Annotated in this window: 16 protein-coding genes; 2 read left to right on the forward strand and 14 right to left on the reverse strand. The window is 49.7% G+C overall.

Annotation, left to right across the window (positions count from 1 at the left end; translation table 11 throughout):
- Positions 1-20: 20 nt before the first annotated feature.
- The 6 genes from DW677_RS04110 to DW677_RS04135 all read right to left on the reverse strand — a co-directional run bounded on the left by DW677_RS04110 (position 21) and on the right by DW677_RS04135 (position 6,553).
- Positions 21-848: a dipeptide/oligopeptide/nickel ABC transporter ATP-binding protein gene (locus DW677_RS04110; protein WP_117471009.1), complete on the reverse strand. Its 828-nt coding sequence runs from the start codon at positions 846-848 to the stop codon at positions 21-23.
- Positions 845-1,678, reverse strand: coding sequence for an ABC transporter ATP-binding protein (locus DW677_RS04115; RefSeq protein WP_117471010.1), 834 nt, complete (start codon positions 1,676-1,678; stop codon positions 845-847). The genes DW677_RS04110 and DW677_RS04115 overlap by 4 nt, the downstream gene beginning before the upstream one ends.
- Positions 1,675-2,499 carry a nickel/cobalt ABC transporter permease gene (gene opp1C / locus DW677_RS04120; protein WP_117504417.1) on the reverse strand — a complete coding sequence of 275 codons (825 nt, stop codon included), beginning with the start codon at positions 2,497-2,499 and terminating at the stop codon, positions 1,675-1,677. Before opp1C ends, DW677_RS04115 begins: the two co-directional genes overlap by 4 nt.
- Positions 2,499-3,440 carry a nickel/cobalt ABC transporter permease gene (gene opp1B, locus DW677_RS04125; protein ID WP_015552835.1) on the reverse strand — a complete coding sequence of 314 codons (942 nt, stop codon included), beginning with the start codon at positions 3,438-3,440 and terminating at the stop codon, positions 2,499-2,501. Before opp1B ends, opp1C begins: the two co-directional genes overlap by 1 nt.
- A gap of 190 nt (positions 3,441-3,630) precedes the next feature.
- Positions 3,631-5,265, reverse strand: a complete 1,635-nt coding sequence (gene nikA, locus DW677_RS04130) for a nickel ABC transporter substrate-binding protein (protein WP_117566526.1) — start codon at positions 5,263-5,265, stop codon at positions 3,631-3,633.
- A 379-nt stretch (positions 5,266-5,644) separates the two neighbouring features.
- A complete protein-coding gene (locus DW677_RS04135) occupies positions 5,645-6,553 on the reverse strand; it encodes a LysR family transcriptional regulator (protein ID WP_117566527.1) in 909 nt (302 codons plus the stop codon).
- Between the two features lie 245 nt (positions 6,554-6,798).
- Between DW677_RS04135 and DW677_RS04140 the strand changes: the two genes are divergently transcribed.
- Positions 6,799-7,788 carry a guanosine polyphosphate pyrophosphohydrolase/synthetase gene (locus DW677_RS04140; protein WP_021904008.1) on the forward strand — a complete coding sequence of 330 codons (990 nt, stop codon included), beginning with the start codon at positions 6,799-6,801 and terminating at the stop codon, positions 7,786-7,788.
- Positions 7,789-8,228: 440 nt separating this feature from the next.
- On the opposite strand, the gene DW677_RS04145 is transcribed toward DW677_RS04140, so the two are convergent.
- From DW677_RS04145 to DW677_RS04180, 8 genes are all read right to left on the reverse strand, one after another.
- On the reverse strand, positions 8,229-11,564 hold the full coding sequence (locus DW677_RS04145) for an SNF2-related protein (RefSeq protein ID WP_147324924.1): 3,336 nt from the start codon (positions 11,562-11,564) through the stop codon (positions 8,229-8,231).
- A gap of 5 nt (positions 11,565-11,569) precedes the next feature.
- Entirely contained in the window at positions 11,570-13,108 is a 1,539-nt protein-coding gene (locus DW677_RS18650) for an SEC-C domain-containing protein (RefSeq protein ID WP_242992103.1), read from the reverse strand.
- Between the two features lie 158 nt (positions 13,109-13,266).
- A complete protein-coding gene (locus DW677_RS04155; protein ID WP_117566529.1) occupies positions 13,267-14,622 on the reverse strand; it encodes an amidohydrolase in 1,356 nt (451 codons plus the stop codon).
- Positions 14,623-14,704: 82 nt separating this feature from the next.
- Complete coding sequence (locus DW677_RS04160; RefSeq protein WP_117566530.1) at positions 14,705-16,423, reverse strand: adenine deaminase C-terminal domain-containing protein; 1,719 nt, start codon at positions 16,421-16,423, stop codon at positions 14,705-14,707.
- A gap of 16 nt (positions 16,424-16,439) precedes the next feature.
- Positions 16,440-17,552, reverse strand: coding sequence for an ABC transporter substrate-binding protein (locus DW677_RS04165; protein ID WP_117566531.1), 1,113 nt, complete (start codon positions 17,550-17,552; stop codon positions 16,440-16,442).
- Between the two features lie 90 nt (positions 17,553-17,642).
- Positions 17,643-18,683 carry an ABC transporter ATP-binding protein gene (locus tag DW677_RS04170; RefSeq protein ID WP_117566532.1) on the reverse strand — a complete coding sequence of 347 codons (1,041 nt, stop codon included), beginning with the start codon at positions 18,681-18,683 and terminating at the stop codon, positions 17,643-17,645.
- Positions 18,684-18,696: 13 nt separating this feature from the next.
- The gene (locus DW677_RS04175; RefSeq protein ID WP_117566533.1) at positions 18,697-19,479 is read right to left on the reverse strand and encodes an ABC transporter permease; all 783 of its coding nucleotides are present in this window, start codon (positions 19,477-19,479) and stop codon (positions 18,697-18,699) included.
- Complete coding sequence (locus DW677_RS04180) at positions 19,472-20,305, reverse strand: ABC transporter permease (RefSeq protein ID WP_015552826.1); 834 nt, start codon at positions 20,303-20,305, stop codon at positions 19,472-19,474. The genes DW677_RS04175 and DW677_RS04180 overlap by 8 nt, the downstream gene beginning before the upstream one ends.
- A gap of 174 nt (positions 20,306-20,479) precedes the next feature.
- Here DW677_RS04180 and DW677_RS04185 point away from each other — a divergent pair, with 174 nt between their 5' ends.
- Entirely contained in the window at positions 20,480-21,403 is a 924-nt protein-coding gene (locus DW677_RS04185; RefSeq protein WP_117504407.1) for a LysR family transcriptional regulator, read from the forward strand.
- The last annotated feature ends 38 nt before the right edge of the window (positions 21,404-21,441 follow it).

Consider the following 21,441-nt stretch of genomic DNA (forward strand, 5'->3'; position numbering starts at 1 on the left):
GTTCAATGCACTCACAGCTACTATGCACTTTCTTCACTTTCTTTTACGTCCATTTCATCATCGTACTCTTCATCAAACTCAATAATGGAATCCAGCAGCTTTCGCGCATACACATCCGTAGTCTGCGCGATCCGGGATACCGGGATATGTTCCGTGATCCGTCCTTTATATAAGAACATGACTTCGTCGCAGAGATATGTGACTGATGTAAGGTCGTGGGTGATAAACACATACGTCAGCCCCAGCTTCTCCTTCAGCTCCTTTAAGAGATCCATCACCTGCACCTGCGTGTGCGCGTCGAGGGAAGAGATCGCCTCATCAAACAGGATAAACTCCGGCTCACACGCCACGGCACGGGCGATGCAGACACGCTGAAGCTGTCCACCCGAAAGCTCATGCGGAAAACGGTCGAGAAACGTCTCATCCAGGCCGACTAACTCCAAAAGTCTGCAGTATTCCGCGCTCCGGTCCGTTTTTTTTCCGTTCTTCCGTTCCTTCACCCGGATTCCTTCCGCCAGAATATCCCGGATCCTGAACCGCGGATTTGCAGATGTCGTATAATCCTGGAATACAACGCTGAGCATGTTCTGAAGATTCTTCTTTCCATCTCGTGACGCATACACATTTTTCCCTTCCAGCAGGTATTCCCCGCTGTCCGGCTTTAACAGACCGCAGATCACCCGTCCAAGCGTCGATTTTCCACTTCCGGATTCACCTAAGATTCCAAGGCAGCTTCCTTTGGGGATCGAGAGTGACACATTAAACAGTACCTGTGTCCTGCTGACACCAAAGATCTTTTCCTGCCGCTCACTGCGAAAGCTGACGCAGATATCTCTCATCCGGATCATGCCGCACCTCCATTCTCATGCCCAATGCTTTCCCTGTATTTTTTCATGACCGCCGACCGTTTTTCCACCAGAAGTCTCGTATATGGATCTGACGCATGATGCAGGATATGGGAAAAGCTTCCCCGGTCCGCGATCGTTCCGCTGTTCATGACCACAAGGTCGTCCGCAACCTTAGAGATCGCACCGAGATCGTGGGTGATAAAGATCATTGCCGTATCATGCTCTTTCTTGATCCGGACAAATTCTTCCAGGATCTCATACTGGGTGATCGAATCGATGGCCGTTGTCGGTTCATCCGCGATCAGAAGTGCCGGTTTTAATGCCATCGCGATCCCGATCATGATCCTCTGCAGCATGCCGCCGGAGAGCTGATGCGGGTATTTCTGAAGCGTCTCCTCCGGATTGCGGATCCGCATGCGTTCCAGTGTCTCCAGTGACTTCTCTCGGATCTCGTTCGCATTCCAGTCCGTGTGTGTCGCAAATGTCTCCCCGATCTGGCTTCCGATTCGGTAGAGTGGGTCAAAACACGTCATCGGGTTCTGTAGGACGACAGCGATCTCACTCCCACGGATCTTTCTCATGGACTCCCCACTTTCCTTTAAGAGATCCTTTTCCCCAAACCAGGCATGACCGGAGACGGAGAAATTCTTATCGAGAAGTCCCAGCATCGCCTTGATGCTCATGCTTTTTCCGCTTCCCGATTCTCCCAGGATTCCAAGGCATTCCCCTCGCTGAACCTCAAAGTTTACATGGCGGACAAGCTCTTTTTCCGGTCTGCGCGGAATTTTTAACGTTACGCACAAGTCTTCCGCCCGTATCACTGTGCTCATACATTCACCTCCTTCGGATCAAGAACATCCCTCAGCGCGTCTCCCATCAAGTTGAAGGCAGATACCAGGATCACGATCGCGACACCCGGCACGATCATCTGGGTGGGGTTGCTTGTGAGGACATTTTTTGCCTCATTTAACATCGCTCCCCACTCCGGTGTCGGTGCCTGAACACCGAGTCCCAGGAATGAAAGCGTGGAGATATTGATGATCGCCCAGCCCACATCGAGTGACGCGAGAACCGCGAGGTCCGCCGCGATGGACGGCACCAGATGGCGGAACAGGATAAATCTCTCCGGAGTTCCCACGCATCTGGAAAACTGGACGAAATTGCGGTCTCTGTGCTGCATGACTCCGGTCCGGATCATTCGTGCATACCAAGCCCACTTGATGAACACATTCGCCAGGATCACGTTCTGGACATTGATGCCGAGAAGCGCAACCACCGCAAATACCATAATCTGACTTGGGAAGGAGAGCATAACGTCGACCGTCCGCATGATGATCTCCTCCGGGATTCCGCGGAAATATCCCGCCAAAAGTCCCATAAGAGCTCCAAGACCGATGGTTCCAAGCATCGTCAGGACTGCCAGCCCCAGTGTCGGGCGGATCCCATAGATCATTCTCGAAAGAATACAGCGGCCAAGATTGTCCGTTCCAAGCGGATATTCAGCCGAAAATCCGGCAAATTTGTTGAGGATGTCCGTTTCATACGGATCGTTCGGCGCAATAAACGGGGCGAAGATCCCCACGAGCGCTGTGAGGAGAACGATCACCACAGTGAACATTGCAGTCCTGTTATGTAAAAAGCGCTGAAGCATTAATGTTCCTCCCTTCTCATACGCGGGTCTGATACCGTCTGTAAAATATCGAATAACAGATTGAAAACGACAAACAGGACTCCGATCAGAAGCACGTATGTCTGGATCACCGGATAATCCCGGTTAAAAATAGAACTGATGCAGAGCGTCCCGAGTCCAGGCCATGCAAACACATTTTCCACCACGATCGTTCCTGAGATCAGCTGCGGAATGCTCATTCCGACTGCAACGATACAGGTGTGCATGGAGTTTTTCAGGATATGTTTTACAAGGATCAGCTTCTGGGGCAGCCCCCTGACATTCGCGTAAAGGACATAATCCTGCTTCATATTTTCCAGCATGTTGTTGCGGATCAGACGGATATAGGTAGAAATATAGCTGAGTGACACCGTGAATGCCGGGAGGATCAGATGTTTCCATGTTCCGTTTCCGCTTGTCGGAAGAAGATCCAGCCTGATGGATACAAGCCACATGAGAAGTAGTCCCACCCAGTATGCCGGCATCGCCGTTGTCATAAAGACGATGGCTCTCATGATCTTATCGAACCATCCATCTTTATAGACAGCGCAAAGAAAGCCGATCGGCAGACTTAAAAGGATCACCATCACGAAAGAAACGCCCGCCAACTGGAGTGTCGCAGGCATACATCTTGCCAGTTCACCCGCCACAGTTCTTTTCGGATTTACATAACTGATCCCAAAATCTCCCCTCAGGCAATCCGCAAGCCAGGAAAAGTACCGCACAAGATATGGCTTATCAAGTCCCAGCTCTGCACGGACTTCCGCGATGGCCTCTTCTGTTATGATGGGCACCTGGCGGACACGCAGCGCTACCTCCGCCGGATCCGACGGGATCAGGTTAATAAATACAAAGCAAACAAATGAAATCACGATCAGAAGAGGGATCGCTGACAGGATCCGCTTAATGACGTACTGTTTCATGAAATTCTCCTTTCCGTACATACGCACAACAACAAGCCGCCCGGATGGACGGCCTGTCAGATCGGGCTTTATCTCAGTCTCCGACTGAGATAAACGCTCCGCGAGGATGCGCAGTGATTCTGTAAAGAATATGTCAGCTTGCGCTGACCGGAATCACGCGCCAAGTCTCACGGACGTTCGACTTGAATTTTTACTCAAAATAGAAATCCGCAAACGGAACTTCGTACTGGGTCTGTGTGAAATGGAAGCCCTGAAGATCCGAACGGTAGATCGCCTTATTGCACTCATATGTGAGCGGAATGTATACCGCGTCCTCATGGAGTCTTGTCAGGACAAATGTGTAGAGTTCCTGGCGTTTTGTCTCATCGGTGGATACAAGAATATCCGTGATCGCCTGGTCGATATCCGCCTTATCTTCAAGTCCGAGCTGCGCTGCATAGTCACCGTAAACCGGTGCGCGCATCGCTGCCAGGGAAGACTGTGGATCATACGGCGTACCCCAGCAGATATTGAATACCATGTCGAAGTTACCGGCTTTCATATTGTCGCGATAGGACTGTTCTTCCTCTCCGTGGATATTTAAGGAAATTCCGATCTTCTGGTATTCACTCTGCAGATACTCAGCGATCGCTTTCTCTGTTACGCTGTCACTGTTGTAAAGAAGATCGATGTTTAACTTCTGACCGTCTCTTTCACGGATCTTGTCCGCTCCAACGACCCATCCGGCTTCGTCTAACATACTCTGGGCAAGCTCCACATCGTATGCGTACGGCTCAAGGTCGATATCGCAGTACGGAACTGTCTTCGCAAACAGAGTGTCTGCCGGCTGCTCAAGTCCATAGAAGATGCCGTCGGAAATTGCCTGCTTGTTGGTCGCGTGCTGAAGCGCCTGGCGGACTTCCTTATCCGCAAGGACATCTCTTGTCGTGTTTAATACGATCTGACGGGTAGATGTCGGGTCAGAAAGGGATACTGTAAATTTATCGTTTCCTGTGTACTGGTTGATAGCGTCCGCGTCGATCATGTTTTTACCGAAAATCATGTCGATCTCGCCTTTCTCCAGCGCAAGGATTCTCGTCTGGTTATCCGGGATCACCTTAACTGTGATCTTTTTGATCTTCGGCTGTTCACCCCAGTAATTTTCATTTGCCTCAAAAACGGCATATTCGTCTGTCACAAAATCAGTCAGGACATACGGACCTGTTCCGATATACGCGTTGACTCCGTCCTTTGTGCTTCCATCCTTCATCGCCTTCGGAGAGATCATGGCAAACGGTCTCGTAACACCAAGCTCTGTTAAAAGCGGGTAGTAAGGCTCGGAGAGTTCGATCACGAAGGTCTTATCATCCGGTGCCGATACGCCCACGAGAAGATTCATCATCTCCAGCCATGTATGACGGTCCTTGTTCTCAATGATCGCGTCAAAGTTTGCCTTGATCGCGTTTGCGTCGCAAACTTCCCCGTCGGAGAATTTCACGCCGTCACGAATGTGGAATGTATAGGTCTTTCCGTCATCACTGATGTCCCAGGATTCCGCCAGGCATCCCTCATATCCATCTGCCGTAATGTTTACAAGTGTCTCATAAAGCATCTCCTGGGCATACATTTCTCCTGCGTAGAGATGTGGATTTAAATCGCGGATATCGCGATAGTTTACAAATACAAGTTCTTCTTTTCCTTCAGAAGCACCGGCTTCCGATGCTGCGGCACTGTTCTCTGCTCCTGCTGCTGCCGTTGTCTCTGCTGCGTTTCCTGCTCCGCCGCATCCTGTCAAAGATGCCGCCATAAGACCTGCCAGGCACAGGCTAAGTACTCTTTTTTTCATGTTGTCCTCCTCTTGAGTATGTGTGGGGGATCTTTACATTTTTGCAATCCCCGCTTGTGTCTGTTTTTCGCAGGAATTACTATACCATGGTTAGTTCAAACTTACCAATGCCATTTCATGGGGGATCAGTTATAACAAAAGCGTATAGCAATGAGGATTTTTTATATGATATCACTCATATAAATACCATCTGCTATACGCTTTTCATTTCAAGTCGAACGTCCATGAGGTCTGGCGCGTGATTCTGGTCAGCGTAAACTGATTTATTCTTCACAGAATCACTGCGCATCCTTGCGGATATCCATTCCAGATCGGTTCCGTCAACAGGATTTTAGAGTTCAAATACGCAGGCCTGCTGAACCGTTACTGACTAACATCATCACTGTAAATATGTCTTCAATTTCCCCAGATACTGCTCTGCCTCCGCAGACAGCGAGGCATTCTCCGCCGCCACAAACCCGAATGCCAGGAATGGCTCACAGTCCTCGATTTTAAGTGCTTTGATTCCGTATTTCCGGTAACCTGCCGGGACAATATCGATCCCCAGGCAGCACACGTCAGAATGCAAAAGCAGGTTATTGATCATGTAATCGCTGTTTGTATAAAACCTGTCATTCATATGCTGTTCCGAGATGAACGCACCGACGCTGATCCTCTCGATATGATGTTCCATGGCAAAGAAATCTTCCGTCTCCGTCACAAATTTCATCCCCTTCAGTTCAGGAAAGCGAATAGATTCCCGTTCATATAGCGGATGATTTTCCCCAACATAGACACAAATCCCCCTAAGCGCCAGCTTATAGAATTCCAGTTTTTTATGCCACATGATATGCTGAAAACACGGCATCTGTGCTTCCGCGAAATAGACGATCCCGATCTCTGAGATCCTTGCCGCCACGTTATCTGTGATCTCCTCCACAGTTCCTTCCCGGTATTCATATTTTATCTGCTCTCTACCGCCCTGATACAGCTGCACCATCAGTTTTGTGAGCAGGCCACTCCTGTAACCGGACACCGAAAATCTTCTCCCGTTCGGCCGCTCCGACATCGAACGGATGACATTGGAGTGTTTTAAGATGCTCATCGCATGACCATAGAGTTCTTCCCCCTGTGGTGTCATCTTGATTCCCTTGTTGCTTCTCTCCAGAAGCGTCACATGCAGCTCTTTTTCCAGACTGTTTAACACGCGGCTCACATTCGGCTGTGTTGTATATAATTTCTCTGCCGCGCGGTTCAGGCTCCCATACTCCACCGCCGCCGCAAAATATTCCAGTTGTTTGATCTCCATTTTATTATTTTCCTGTAACCATTCAGTACCTTCACGGTTACCTTTTCCTTTCCATTCACAAGTACATGCTGCAGCACAGTTGTCTGTGTGATATGTTAGCACAAACTAACTCGTGCGGCAAGCTCTTTTTCCATTTCTGTTTTGCCGATCCATGTCTCGACCATCGGAAAACATCGTTACATTTTTCTTGATAATGCCGCTGATTTTGATAAAATATAATTATCTACGACAGAGGAGTGACAGCCATGGTTACATTAAATGATTATCTTTATTCCGGCGATACCATGTTCAAAATTTTAAAAAACTACAGCCAGGACCTGAAGAAAGAGGCAAAATGCACCGGCAATGAGATCGACCTGATGCATGCGAACTTTCTGCTCCAGATCCGGGAGCTGCTCGAGCACAATGATTTCCTTACTGCCCAGTCCCAGAAGATCCGGGAATTTTATATCCATATGGCAAAGGAATATCCGCTTTTGGCCTTTAACTTCAAAGGGCGCATCAAATCCCTGATCCGCGCGGAGGCAAAGTTCAACGGCTACATCGTCGAATATATCTATGATTACTATATGGAAAATAAGGCCTACCCGTCGATTTCCGAACTCAAGCAGCGCCTCAGCTGTTTTCGGGATCTGATCGCATACCGGATCGTGACTTCTCTGCCGAAATGCTACCTGAAACCTGATGAATCTCAGGAAGAAGCTGACCTCCGATACCTCTACCAGATCGCCAACGAACTTCCGGGCTTTCTCGAAGAGCGGGGATTTACCGCGGAACCGGCCTACGGTGTGAAGAAAAGCACCTCGCCGTTATTAAACGATGATGTGAAGCCTTACTACCGCGACTATATCTGTGGAAATACTTCTGAGGACTACCAGTCACTCCACATCACCTTCTACGACAACAGCTCCCGCAGCTATATGGAAGTCCAGCTCCGCACCAAGCACATGGACGATATTGCGGAGATCGGTGTCGCCAACCACTTAAGCTACGAGAAGCGCCAGGAGGGCGAGCGCGCCCGCCGCGACGAGATCCCTGTGGGCGAATGCGTCTACTTTGATGAAGCCTACGAGCGCTGCCGCCGCCTCGTAACCTTAAACCTCGCCGACCTCGACGTAAACATGTTCTCCGCCATCAATAATGACCTCGTAAACGATGGCTGCGGCCTCTACCGCGGACGGTTGATCCTGCCCTATGAGCATTTGTCGAGACATCAGAATGAGCTGGTGGATTAACCCTCAATCACTGATCATATAAACAATTTTGTACTCCTGCAGGAGTATCGCCGAAGATCCTGTCTTACTATGGGGCAGGATCTTTTTATTTCTATCCTCACGTTATTTCACTTTCTGAACTATCATTGATATTTCTCCGGTTCTGCCATATATTTAGGTTCCGAAGTAATATTTGGATTTGCTTTTTTTCGCAGAGGAACTGCTTCTGCTACATGATCCAATGGATCTTAAACTTTATTCTGGTGGAATCCGCGCTTCATCCCGTCTACCAAAAAGATATCGAAAAGGAATTTTCTCACCACATTACTCAATCAAGTTTATCGTAGAAAATTCCGTGAATAAGACAAAGGTCACATGACTCCCACCGATCAAAGGGGGCCAAGTGACCTTTACTTCTTCTGAATGCACTACCCCAGCTTATCTGAAGCGGCAATACACTTTTACAGCATCTTCAAAATCTCATCCCGATCCAGTACAATACTCTGGATTCCTTCTCCAGACAAGATCTCCTCCGCAAGAGCACTCTTGCTCTCCTGAAGCTTTTTAATCTGCTCCTCGATCGTGTTCTCCGCGATCAGGTCATAGACCGTCACCGTGTTCCTCTGACCGATCCGGTGCGCACGGTCTGTTGCCTGATTCTGCGCAGCAACATTCCACCATGGATCGTAGTGGATCACGATATCTGCCGCCGTCAGGTTCAGTCCTGTACCACCAGCTTTCAAGGAAATACAGAACACAGGAACATCGTCCGTCTCAAAGGAATCCACAAGCCGGATCCTCTGCTCCTTCGACACGCTTCCATCAATTCGGTGATCCTCGATTTTCTCTTTCGCAAGCGCCTTTTCAATTTCATCCAACACACTCGTAAACTGGGAGAACAGAAGCACCTTATGTCCACCGTCGACTGCCTGTCTCACAAGTTCCACACAGGCATCCATCTTCGCGTTTTCACCGTGATAGTTTTCCAGAAATAACTCCGGACCGCAGCAAAGCTGGCGCAGTCTTGTGAGTTCCTTCAATACTTCCAGCTTGCTCTGTTTAAATTCCTCTTTGCTCTGCTTTTCCAGATACAGTTTCAGCCGCTTTGCGTATGCGTCATACAGCTTTCTCTGCTCTCCTTCAAGCTCAATCGTTACCGTCTTTTCAATCTTGTCCGGAAGCTCCGTGAGCACATCCTTTTTCAGTCGGCGAAGAATAAACGGATGTACCATGCTGCGCAATCTCGCACTCACTTCTTCATCTCTGTCATTCATGATCGCTTCTTCAAATTTCTCCCGGAAGCCTTGGTATCCATAAAGGAAGCCTGGCATCAGGAAATCGAAAATACTCCAAAGCTCACTGAGACGGTTTTCCATCGGAGTTCCCGTCAGCGCCATCCGGAATCCACTCTGGATCAGACGCACACTCTTTGCCGCCTGGGTACCATGGTTTTTGATGTACTGCGCTTCATCGATCACCTGATTTGCGAACCGGATATTCTCGTAGCATGCAATATCGCGTTTCAGAAGGTCATAGGATGTGATCCAGATATCCCTATCTTCCTCATTCTGGATCATTTCCTGCCGCTCTGCCGCATTTCCTGTAATCACCTTGCAGGAAAGCTCCGGCACAAACTGGCCGATCTCTTTTTTCCAGTTGTATACAAGAGAAGCCGGAGTAACGATCAACGTCCGCAGTTCATCTCCTGTCTTTCCTTCCTCTTTCTCAGATAGCAGGAACGTCAGCATCTGAAGAGTCTTTCCAAGTCCCATGTCATCCGCAAGGATTCCGCAGAAGCCGCATCGTTTTAACGTCTTCATCCACCGGAATCCATCCGCCTGATACGGGCGCAGGATTCCCCTCAAGGATTCCGGGACCTCATCATTTGCCTCTTTTGCTGTATCCATATTAAAGAGCAGCTCTTTGTACTTCCGATTCTCCTCAAGGATAATCCCATCCCGGTTCTTCAGCATCTCGTCCAGATAAAGTGCCCGGAACGCCGGAATCTCCATACTCGCCGGATCTTTCTTTCCATACTGTAAAAAGGTCTCAGCAAGAACCGCCCACTCCTTCTGTTTTTCCGGATCTGTTGTCATAAAGCTGCCATTTTTCAGGCGGAAAAATTTCTTTTTATTTGAATATAACGACAGGATCTCCGCAAGCTCATCCTTTGTCATATCCGGCGCCTGAATCGACATATAAAGAAGACCTGTATCCATGCGGATTCCGATATCCACCGATGGCAGCTTCCGCACCTTCAGTTTCTGAAGCGCGTCCGAAATAAATACTTCCCCGGATTTTCCTAACTCCGTCACACTCTCTGTCAGAAAATGATACAGCTCCTCCGGACCGCCGGAGAGGCACATTGACTTGTTGGTCTCATCATAAGCATTGAAATATTTTCCGGTCACTCTCCGCAACTCTTCCTCAAATCCGTTGTTTCTCACGGAACGGTCTGTCTCATCATAAAGAAGATATTCTTTCCCGCTTCTGTCATACCTGCATTTTACCTGGCAGGAGATGATCTCATCCTGAGAGATATCAAGATAGATCGATACTTTCGGGATCTCCGGACGATACTCATCCAGCGCAAATCCCGTTGTCTGGATCTCTGTCTGATCCTCGATTGCCGGAAGCACCTGCCCAAAAAACAGGGGGAGTTCTTTATTTCTGATATAAAATTCCGACTTTCCAGACAATAACTCCAAAATTTCTCCCAGACGTCCACCCTGCTGATTCCTGGTACGGCTGACCCGGTCTCCTGTCTGAAAATAGATCCAGTCTTCCGTCTTAGCAAGGATAAAAAAGCTTTCCGTCTTTAAAAGCATTCCATATGGCTGCCTCTCCATGGAAATCTCCGGTCCCGCACCATCAAGTCTGATTCTTACCTGATCATCTCCGACATAGCATGGAATCTCTCCCACATTTTCCATCCATGCGTCAAGATCGCGTCCTTCCAGATAAACATATCTCTCATTGTAACTGCCACTCGTGCGCAGAAACATAGTTGAGAAATATGGTGTGCTCTTTTTATGACGGTACTGTCCCAGCAGAAGCTCCATCGCTCTCCGCCCATCCATGTCAAACTGGTCAAGCGATGAAAGACAGTCTGTCTTTCCGATCTGGTACACTCTTCCCTCATCGCAGGATCTAAACAATTCCAGCATGCTTTTTACCACATACCTTCTCTTACTTCCGATCTTCAGCTCCAGGGAGACACCACCCTTTTCTTTCGCCAGATGGCATTCCATATGAAGTTCCGTGTTTGTCGCAAGTTCCGCCAGCGGATCCATATTCCCGACCTGGGGCATGTTCAACATTTCAAGAAGATCCTGATCCGTTTTTCTCAGAACTCCCGGAACAAATGGATCCGGTACTCCGGCCTGCTCCGCCAGCTTCTTTTCGATTTTTGTTCCCCGGAAAATTTCCGTTCCCCAATGATCCATCAGATATTGGGAGAGAAGCGCGGTGACATGATGGCAGCAATATCTGTTCCTATTAAATTCTGAGCAGCTGCAGTTTGCCGAGATCCATTCCCCGTGTGTTTCGTCCACGTACACGTTGCATAACGCGCTCTGCGTATTGGAATCATTCTTCCAGACTGCCCTCAGTGAAAAGATCTTATCCCCTGACACATAAGGAATCCCAGCCTCCCTCTGCTCGTTTGCCAGCATCTTAATCCTGATATCTTTTTTAGGCTCCGCCAGAGCCAGCTCCAGACCATTGACCTGCTCTGTCCCATTGAAATCTCTCTCAAAATGTCTGAGATCGTAAACTATCTCATTCTTTGTCCCCACGCCTCTCACCTTCTTCCACAGCAATTCTTGTATTTCTTTCCGGAACCGCACGGACACGGGTCATTCGGATATATCTTCTTTTCGACCCGTACTACTTTTTTCTTTGTCACCGCACGGTTGATCTCCGTCTCCGTATATCCTCCCAGTGGTATTTTCCTCACCGTCCGCTGCGCACGTTCAAGAATCTCCATGATATCGCCAAGGTATGAGGATCTTCTGCCCGATAATAATACCTTCTGAAGATATCCGGTAAGCTCTCCCACCGGAATTCCTGTATGTATCGCTTTTTCAAGTTCCCCAACTATAAATCTTCCGTTCGTTCTCTCACAGCGGTATTTTCTCTCCATCATGTCTATCAGCGCTTCCCTGTCTTTTTCTGAAAAACCGATGCCGGAAATTGCGATATCCTCGATCTCCGCCTTTGTCGGAACATAATGGAACCGGTCTGACGTAAGAAATGACCGATATAACAGCTTTACAGAATTGGAGGAAACACTCTGCGAATCATAGTAGACTTCCATCCCCACTATCTTTTTGATATTATACTGGAGTGCGCACTGCATCGCCTGTTTCCAGAAAGTTCCTACCCGCTCTGCCGCATTTTGCTCCGGACACATGATCTTATAAAATTCAGTCACCAGCTCCCGGTCCGCAAAGCCGTAAAGCCTGCATGCTGCCAAAAAGCAGGTCTGCTCCGCATGGTCCTTTATGTATTCTCTTTCTTTTCCGCTCCCCAGCCAGTTTTCAAAAAATTCCATGAATTCTTTTGCCAGTATCGTGCGATACCAGTAATTCTCATCAACAAGACGGTTCCTGCTTAAAACCGGGAATGTTGTATCCACCGCGTCTCCATTTACAAATTTACTGCCCTGAATGCAGAGCTCTTTGACCTGAAAATACTCAGTGATTCCCATTGTCTGCATGATATTTTCCCAGAAATCTGATTTTCCTGCTTCTTTTATGATCCCCTTTTCCAGCTCCGCTTTTCTCAGATAGACATTGACGGGAAGCTTGTTTTCTTTTATTAATATTTTCAGATCCGCAGCCGTACCGGAATCCAGCAATGATTGCCACGGTGTCGCAATTTCCCAGGCAAAGTCCGGCACCACAAGTTCCGGGGCGAATACCTTACTGATCTCCTTATTCAGATATTTTTGAAAGCGCTCCGCCTCTTCAGGCGCAAACACAGGATAACCAAATGCCGTCTTTCTTGTCCGCCTTGGAATTATCCTGTATCTTTCGAGAATCGGGGCTGTCTCCCCGGATCCATCAAACTCCTCAAGGACTTCCAGATAAATCGGTGTGATCGATTTGTCCGCATAATTTACGGTCAGGAGATCTCTGACGTGGATCCGGTCCTTAAGCTTTGTCTCCGGGGACTGGCTGGCCCCCGCCTCATTTAACAGACTTCCTCTTACATCCCCATATTCATATACAATACGGACAAGTTCCAGAAGTTCTCCCACCGTTTTTTCCGAATCGATCCGCACCTCACGGATCTGCTGTGGGTTTGTCCTCGCCGCCGTCATTTTTATCCTGAACATCCTCATTATTTTTCTCCCAGCTGCCTGACAGGCACCTCTGTCTGTGTATTTTTCTCTCTAAATTTTAAAAAAAGGAGATAACTCTTCCTCAAGCTATCTCCTTGTCCTATATTCAGAATTATATGTACTTTTACAGTTTCCGTCAAGATATTTGTCTTCTACACCAGATTCTTCATATCCTTAAACGCCGTCCGCTCCATCTTCTCCCGAAGGTCATTCCTGATCTTCGCGAAGTCCTCACGGACAAGCTTCTTTTCTTTTACGAGGCACTCACCCGCAACATAAACATCTCTCACATTCGATGCAATCGCGCTGTACACAAGTGCCGAATACGGGTCGTATACCGGAAACATATTCGGGGAGTCGGTCTCTACGAGGACGAGATCCGCCTGTTTTCCGGGCTCGATGGAACCGGTGATGTCACCGAGTCCTAACGCTCTTGCTCCCTCGATGGTCGCCATGGAGACGACCTCTTTTGCCGGGAACGCGCTGCGGTCGTGGAGCTCATTTTTGTGGAAGTTCTCACACATCCGCATCTGGATGAACAGGTCTAACGTATTTCCGCTCGCCGGACCGTCGGTGCCGAAGCCGACGGACATGCCGTGCTTATGCATCAGTGACACCGGGGCTACGCCCTTTGCGGCCTTCGTGTTGGAGGCGATGCAGTGGGCCACGGACGCGCCATGCTTCGCGAGGATCTCCACATCATGTTCCGTCGTGCGGATGCTGTGGGCCGCCAGCGTATTCGGTCCGAGGACTCCGATATGCTCCATAAACTCGATGGGCGTCATGTTATACTGTTCCCTTAACTGGGTCATCTCGTAGTCCATCTCCGCCACATGGAGCGTAAATACGGTTCCCGCCTTTACATCCTCCTCATAGGCCCTCTTTAAGGTCTCCGGGCTGCAGGTCGTTGTTCCGTGGGGCGTGATCGCTCCGGAAACGCGCGGGTGATCTTTGTACGCCTCGATCAGGGCGATTCCCCGCTCGATGGCCTCATCCGCGTTCTTACTGTCGCAGGAATCCTTTTCCATCACCGTCTCCCCGGCGATTCCACGGATCCCCATCTCGTCCATGACCTTCGCCACAACTTCCTCGAAATAGTACATGTCAAGCACCGTCGTCACACCGGAGAGCAGCAGCTCGCCGATGGCATATCTCGTGGAAAGCCTGACCATCTCCGCGTCCATGGCCTGATTCTCCATCGGAAGCAGGAACACCCGCAGGCGGTCCTTGCAGTCGTCCCCGAGACCGCGGAACGGGATCATGCCGAGGTGGCAATGGGTGTTTACGAGGCCTGGGATCACGATAGCGCGCTTCGCGTCGATCTCCTCGAAGGTCTCGCCAGCTTTTAAGATCCCCTGCGCAGTAAGCTCCTGAAGCGTTTTCTCAAGCTCATCTTCCGGACCTGCTGCCAGGATCTTCGTATCCTCAAACATTACATAACCATGATCCCAGACATCACCTGCCGCGTTCATCGTCACAACAATGCCGTTTTTGATAATCTTCTTCATCGTTCTAATTTCATCCTTCATAATTTCGATCTGATCCGGCTCTTCCACTATCCGGGGAGAAAACCGGCGGCGGGCCGTAAAACTACTTCCCGTACTTCTCAACCAACGGCACATGTTCCTGCCCCGGCACCGTCAAAAGCCCGTGATCCGTGAGCTTTAACTTCGGTGAAACCGGCAGACAAAGCGTGGACATGGACATGATCACGTTGTTGTTCACATATCCGAGACCTTCCATCGCCGCCCGGACTTCTTTCAGTTCCTGTCCGAGGACCTCGATCGGCTGATCCGAAACGATGCCGCCGATTGTAAGTCTCGCCTCTGCCAGGGATCTTCCTTCAGAGAACACCACATATGCCCCCTGGAGCTCCAGGACGCGCCTCTGGGTCAGTTTCATATCGTTCTCATCTGTTCCCAGGACAAACAGGTTATGGCTGTCGTGGGACCACGTGGTGGCCACAGCACCCGGTTTCGTCAGCGCTCCTTCCACAAGACCATATCCGACATTTCCATTCTTGCCGTACCGCTCGAAAACGACTGCAAGGGTAAGTCCCGCCGACTTCCAGTCAAGCACACCGTCCTTCACCTCGACTCTGCGCTTCACCGGCGTGGTAGCCGTTCCGAAGGTGCCGATCTTCATGACATTGACTTCCGCCCATTTCGCGTCTGGATCTTCCGCCTTTAACACAAAGTCGGAGATCTCCGCCGGACGGCAGTTGATCGTGTGGTAGAACGGATCAGGGAAACTGCATGCCGCAGCTTCTGCCGCACCGCACGCCTCCTCGTCCTTGCAGTACACACACTCGCCCTTCTTATAAACCACCACCGGCTCGATCCCGTCCAGACTGTCAAGCAGCATAAAGTCTGCGATCTTTCCCGGCGCGATCATCCCTCTGTCATCCAGATGCATCCGCCGCGACGGTGTCCAGGTCGCGCAGTAGATCGCCTTCTCCATCGGCATCCCCGCCTTCACAGCCGTCTCGATGATCTTATTGAGATGTCCGGTCAGAAGCTTATCTGCCATCGTGTCATCCGTCACCAGCGCCACATTCTCATAGAGTTCATGATCGCAGACGGTCTTCACGACCTCCGGTGTCAGGGATTTGGACTGCAGTTCCAGAAACATCCCAAGCTCCGTCTTCTCCATCACCGATTGCGGTGTCTGCTGGGTGTGGTCCGCATCAACACCTTCATAGATAAAGCGGTTAAGATCCGTCCCCGTAAGTCCCGGGCAGTGTCCCTCGATCCTTAGATTCTTTCCCGCCTTCCGGCACACATCGATGAGGGCCCTCGTCCGGCTCTCGCCTTCCGCCGAGAGATCCTTATAGTTCATGATCTCTCCAAGGCAGAGAACTCCATCTAAGGATGCCATCTCAGAAATTTCCTTTACACCAAGGGCCGCCCCGGCTGTCTCTAACTTCTCATTTGTCGCCGGTACACTGGACGGGATCGCCCAGAAAATGTCCTGCTTCGTCTTCTGGGCCATAAACGCCCGGATGCCGTCCATGCCGAACACGTTCGCCATCTCGTGGGCATCGGCAACCACCGTTGTCACTCCATATGGAAGCGTGATCCTTGAAAACTCGCCCGGATATGTCATCGAGCTCTCGATGTGCATATGGATATCCACGAGACCAGGCAGCATGTATCTGCCTTTTCCGTCGATCTCCCGCACTCCCGGATATGAAATTGCAGGGGAAATGCAATAAAACTTTTCCCCTGCAACTGCCACATCCCGTTTTTCAAAGCACTGTCTGAAGGTCTGATAGACCATGACATTTTTCAGAATGAAATCGGGTCTCATATAAATTTCCTCATTATTAGTTGTTGATCGTTCTGTTCCACTGGTCGATCCAGTTATTTAAGATCGGGTTTACGAAAGCGTAGTCAACAACTTTAACCTTCTCAGCTGCATCGCCGTAAGTCATGTTCTGGGACTCTTCCTCAGTGAATGTAACATCCATGTTGGTCGGAGCTTCGTTTAATGCCTTACCTGTCTTTGTCTGGAGCTCTTCGCTGATGCGGTAGTTGATGTACTCGTAAGCAAGCTCCTTGTTCGCACAGTTCTTTGTCACATTGATGGTGTTGAAGTTTGCGTAAGCTCCGTCCGGTGTTACATAAACAAGTGTCGGGTTTGCTGCTACGATCGTCGGAACACCGAAGTCACCGACAACTGCCGCTGCAACCTCACCGGATGTGAACATGTTGATCAGGTCGGAAGACTTTGTGTATGTCTTAACAAGGTTCGGCTTTAAGTCAGCAAGTGCCTTGAAAGCTGCCTCGCCGTTATCAGTTGTCACATCAACGCCTGCATGGTCACTTGCAACATAAACCATAGCCGGTCCGAATGTTGTTGTGATCTCCGGAATGGAAACCATGCCTGCAAGGCGCTCGTCCCAAAGGTCGTCAAAGCTTGTGAGCTCAAATCCTGTAAGCTCCGGGTTGTAGATGATACCGATGCTGTTGATGGTGTACGGAACACCCTGACCAGCCTCTGCAATCTCCTTTGCAGCCGGAATTAACTTCTCAGCGTTCGGGATCTTGCTTAAATCGATCGTATCGAAAAGTCCCTCGTCAGCGCCCTTTGCTGTCATAGCCTGGGAGAGCTCGATCACATCGATGGTGGAGTTCTGGTCTGCCGCTAATTTTGTATAACGGTCGTTTGTACCGCCTGTCTCAGTAACGATCTCACAGTTGAATTCGTTCTCAAACGGTGTGTAAACCTCTTCCTCGGAAATGTCCTCGCTGAGGCCATATGTGGATAATACGAGCTTCTGTGCGTCTCCGGAAGCTGCCTTTGTCTCCTCTGCGGAAGTAGCTGCCTCAGATCCTGCTGCCTGGCTTCCTGCTGCTGTGGTCTCTGTTGTGGATGCGCCGCCGCAAGCGGTAAGCATCATTGCTGCGCAAAGTACAACTGCTGCTGTTTTCTTCATGATTTTTTCTCCTCTTTCTCTCTTTTTGAGATAATATTTCTTCGCGTTGACAGGATCTCTGCCCGCGCGATGGTTCACTAAGTTAAATTTTTATTTTCTCACCAGGATCAGCTTGTCCTTCGGGAGATACAGGCGGATCTTTTCGCCCTCTTTGTAAACATGGTCGGTACCCATATTGACCTTTAAGACTCCGGCTGAAGTCTCGACCTCGTACTGGTAGCTCTTTCCGAGGAAGGTGCGGACGCCGATCGTTCCGCTTAAAACATTCTCTGTCTGGATCTCATCCGCCAGGCAGATATCATCCGGCCGGATCGTTCCTGCAAAGTTTTCACAGTCAAGATCCATGGAAGTTAAGAACTCACTTCCGTCCGGCGCTGTGTAGACGCCGTCCTGCTTTTTCGCAAGCTCCAGGAAGTTCTCGAAACCGATGAATCTTGCGACGAACTCAGTCACCGGTCTCTTGTAGATGTTCTCCGGTGTGTCGAACTGCTCGATCACGCCGCCGTTCATAACGGCAACTTTATCGGAGATGGAGAAACATTCCTCCTGGTCATGGGTGACAAATAATGTCGTGATTCCAAGGCGCTTCTGAAGACGTTTGATCTCAACACGCATGGAAAGTCGTAATTTCGCGTCAAGGTTGGATAACGGCTCATCTAAGAGCAGTAACTTCGGCTCGATGACAAGTGCTCTCGCGAGGGCAACTCTCTGGCGCTGTCCGCCGGACATCTGCTTCGGGAAACGGTCTGCAAGCTCGGTCAGACCGCAGACCTCAAGGATCTCTTTGACCTTCTTATCGATCACGTCCTTGTCCATCTTTCTCGTTCTGAGTCCGAATGCCACGTTGTCGTAAACACTCAGATGCGGGAACAGAGCGTAGCTCTGGAATACCAGACCGAACTGGCGCTTGTGGACCGGAACCTTCGTCATGTCCTCACCGTCCAGTGTGAAGGTGCCGCCCTGCGGGTCGATAAATCCGGCAACCACGCGCAGCGTTGTGGATTTACCGCATCCGCTCGGTCCGAGAAGGGAAACGAGCTCACCTTCCTCGACCTCAAGATTTAATCCCTTTAAGATCTGTTTCTTTTTATCGTAACTAACATCGATTCCATTTAAACTCATAAAAGCCATGGTCATATTCTCCTTATTTTGCCAGGGCTGCGATACCCAGTGTGCGGTCTACGATCACCATGATGACCACGGTCGCTGCCATTAAAAGTACGGAAACCGCCGATACGGTCGGATCATAATTGTATTCAATATAGTTCATCAGTGTCGACGGGAATGTCGATACGCCCGGTCCGGATAAGAACATGGAAACCGGAATGTTGTTAAAGGAATTGATGAACGCCAGCATGAATGCGGAGGAAATTCCGGAGGTCACGTTCGGAAGAACGACTTTGAAAAACGCCGCTCCCTTCGGACATCCGAGGCTCCATGCCGCCTCCTCGATGGAAAAGTCGAACTGTTCCATTGCGGAGCCGACTACGCGGATCACATACGGCAGTGTTACCATAAAGTGTCCTGCCAGAAGTCCCGCAAATACCGGGATCCTGAGTGTCAGGATCAGGCACTGGTACATAATAAAGCCGATTACGATTCCCGGAACGATGGTCGGGGAAAGGAAGATGGACTTTAATAACTGCTTTCCTTTTAAACCGGATCTCGCCAGCGCGTAAGCCGCCGGGATTCCGACCAGAAGAGAGATGCATGTCGCGAGGAGCGCAACCTCAAGGCTGGTCAGGAATGATCTGCGGAAAGACTTTAGCGCGAACACGTTCGCGAACCATTTCGTCGAGAAGGACTCGATCGGGAATGTGATGGCGCTTCCACCGCCGAATGCTGTTACGGTGATGATCAGTAACGGGATCATCAAAAATGCAAATACGATCGCTGCCCATATGGTCAGCACTTTATTTTTACGCATAATCTTCACCTCTGCGGTCCAGCCGTGCGGCCAGAGCGTTAAATCCTTTGATCACAACCAGAGTTACAACGATCATGATGAGGGCGATCACGGACGCGCCGGTCCAGTCACTGACGGACATCGCTCTCTGGTAGATCAATGTCGCCATAACCATGTTGCTGTTGCCTCCTAATAACTGCGGCGTCGTGTAAGCTGTCAGGGTTCCGGTAAATACCAGAATACCGCCGACGATGATTCCAGGAAGACTCATCGGGAAAATGACTTTCATGAACGCTTCCGTCCTTGAAGCTCCGAGGCTCTGTGCCGCCTCCATCATGTCATCATCGATATTTTCCATAACACCGGCAACTGTCACGATCATTAACGGAAGAAACAGGTAGACAGAACCAATGATGATAGAAAAGTCGGTGTATAAAAGCTTCATCGGCTTCTCGATCAGTCCCATAGCGATCATTGCCTTGTTGATGATCCCGTTGCTGCCGAGAATATTGATCCATGCAAAGCTTCGGATAACGGAGTTCGTCATCATCGGGAAGATCGATGCAGAGAGGAGAAGTCCTCTCCACTTCTTATCACAGCGGCTGATGAAATACGCCGTCGGGATACCGCCCACCATACAGACAAAGGTGGTGATGACCGCGATCTTCACGGTTCTCAAAAAGATCTTTCTGTAATACTCGTCCTTAAAAAAGTCCACGTATGCGCTGAACGGGTAATCTCCCGTAAACACGCTTGGAACCAGAACGCGAAGCAGCGGGATCATCAGGAACAGAAATAAGATCACCAGTCCCGGAACCAGCATGCACCATGCACTGCTCTTTTTCATTGGTTTGCCCCTTTCTTAACTGTGCGTGATAAGTTTTAATTAGTGTTTCTTATAAATATTTGTTTTTTCATCAATTACACTTATATTTTACATTCATTATAAAAAGTGATATACTATACGTCAAATACATATTATCTATAATTTTTATGCAGTAAAGCTATGAGGAGGCCCTGTATGGAATTAAAAGAAGCCCGCTATATCCTGGCGATCGCCCGCCACCAGAGCATCGGCAAAGCCGCCGAATCCCTTTATATCTCCCAGCCGTCCCTGAGCAAGTACTTAAAAAACCTGGAAGAACGTCTCGGTGCTCCGCTGTTCAGCCGCCACGAGAACCGCTACTACCCGACCTACATGGGTGAACGCTACCTTCACTACGCCGAACAGATCGTTGCCTGCGGTGATGAGTGGATGCAGGAATACGACGATATCGCTCACCGCCAGCGCGGCCGCTTAAACATCGCCGTGCCGATCATGATGGGCAGCACACTGATCGAACCGATGTTGGCGCCGTTTCATAAACGGTACCCCTATGTGACCTTAAATATCATGGAAGCTGTAAATTTCATTGCGGAGAACAGTCTGGAGACCTCATCCATCGACCTGACTCTTTACAATATCCATGAATTTCCCGAGACCATGGACTACCAGATCCTGCGCTCTGAGGAGATTGTTCTGGTCCTGCATGAAAACCATCCTCTCGCCGCAAAAGCCATCACACGCCCCGGCTTCCGCTACCCGTGGTTAGATCTTTCCCTATTAAAAGAGGAAAACTTCATTCTCCTCTACCCGGACCAGAACACCGGCGGCATCGCTCTGGATCTCTTTAAAGAGTACAACATCAATCCACCGGTCTCTCTCCACACGAGAAACTCCTCCATGTCGATCCATCTGGCTATGGACGGCGTCGGCGCTGCCTTCGCCCCGGAGAGCTATTTCCACCATGAAAACCAGTACACCGGAAACCGCGCCCTCTGCTTTTCCGTCGGCCATAAACCGGCCCTCACAACTACCATCGCCGCCTATCGGAAAAACCGGTATCTGCCGCAGCATGCGAGGGATTTTCTGGAAATGATCCGGGAATATTGCCGTGAGAAATAAAACGTTCTTCCAGAAATTTATATCCATCTGCAAAGTGC

It is taken from the genome of Clostridium sp. AM25-23AC, from assembly GCF_003435125.1.
GTDB classification, from domain to species: Bacteria; Bacillota; Clostridia; order Lachnospirales; family Lachnospiraceae; genus Pilosibacter; species Pilosibacter fragilis.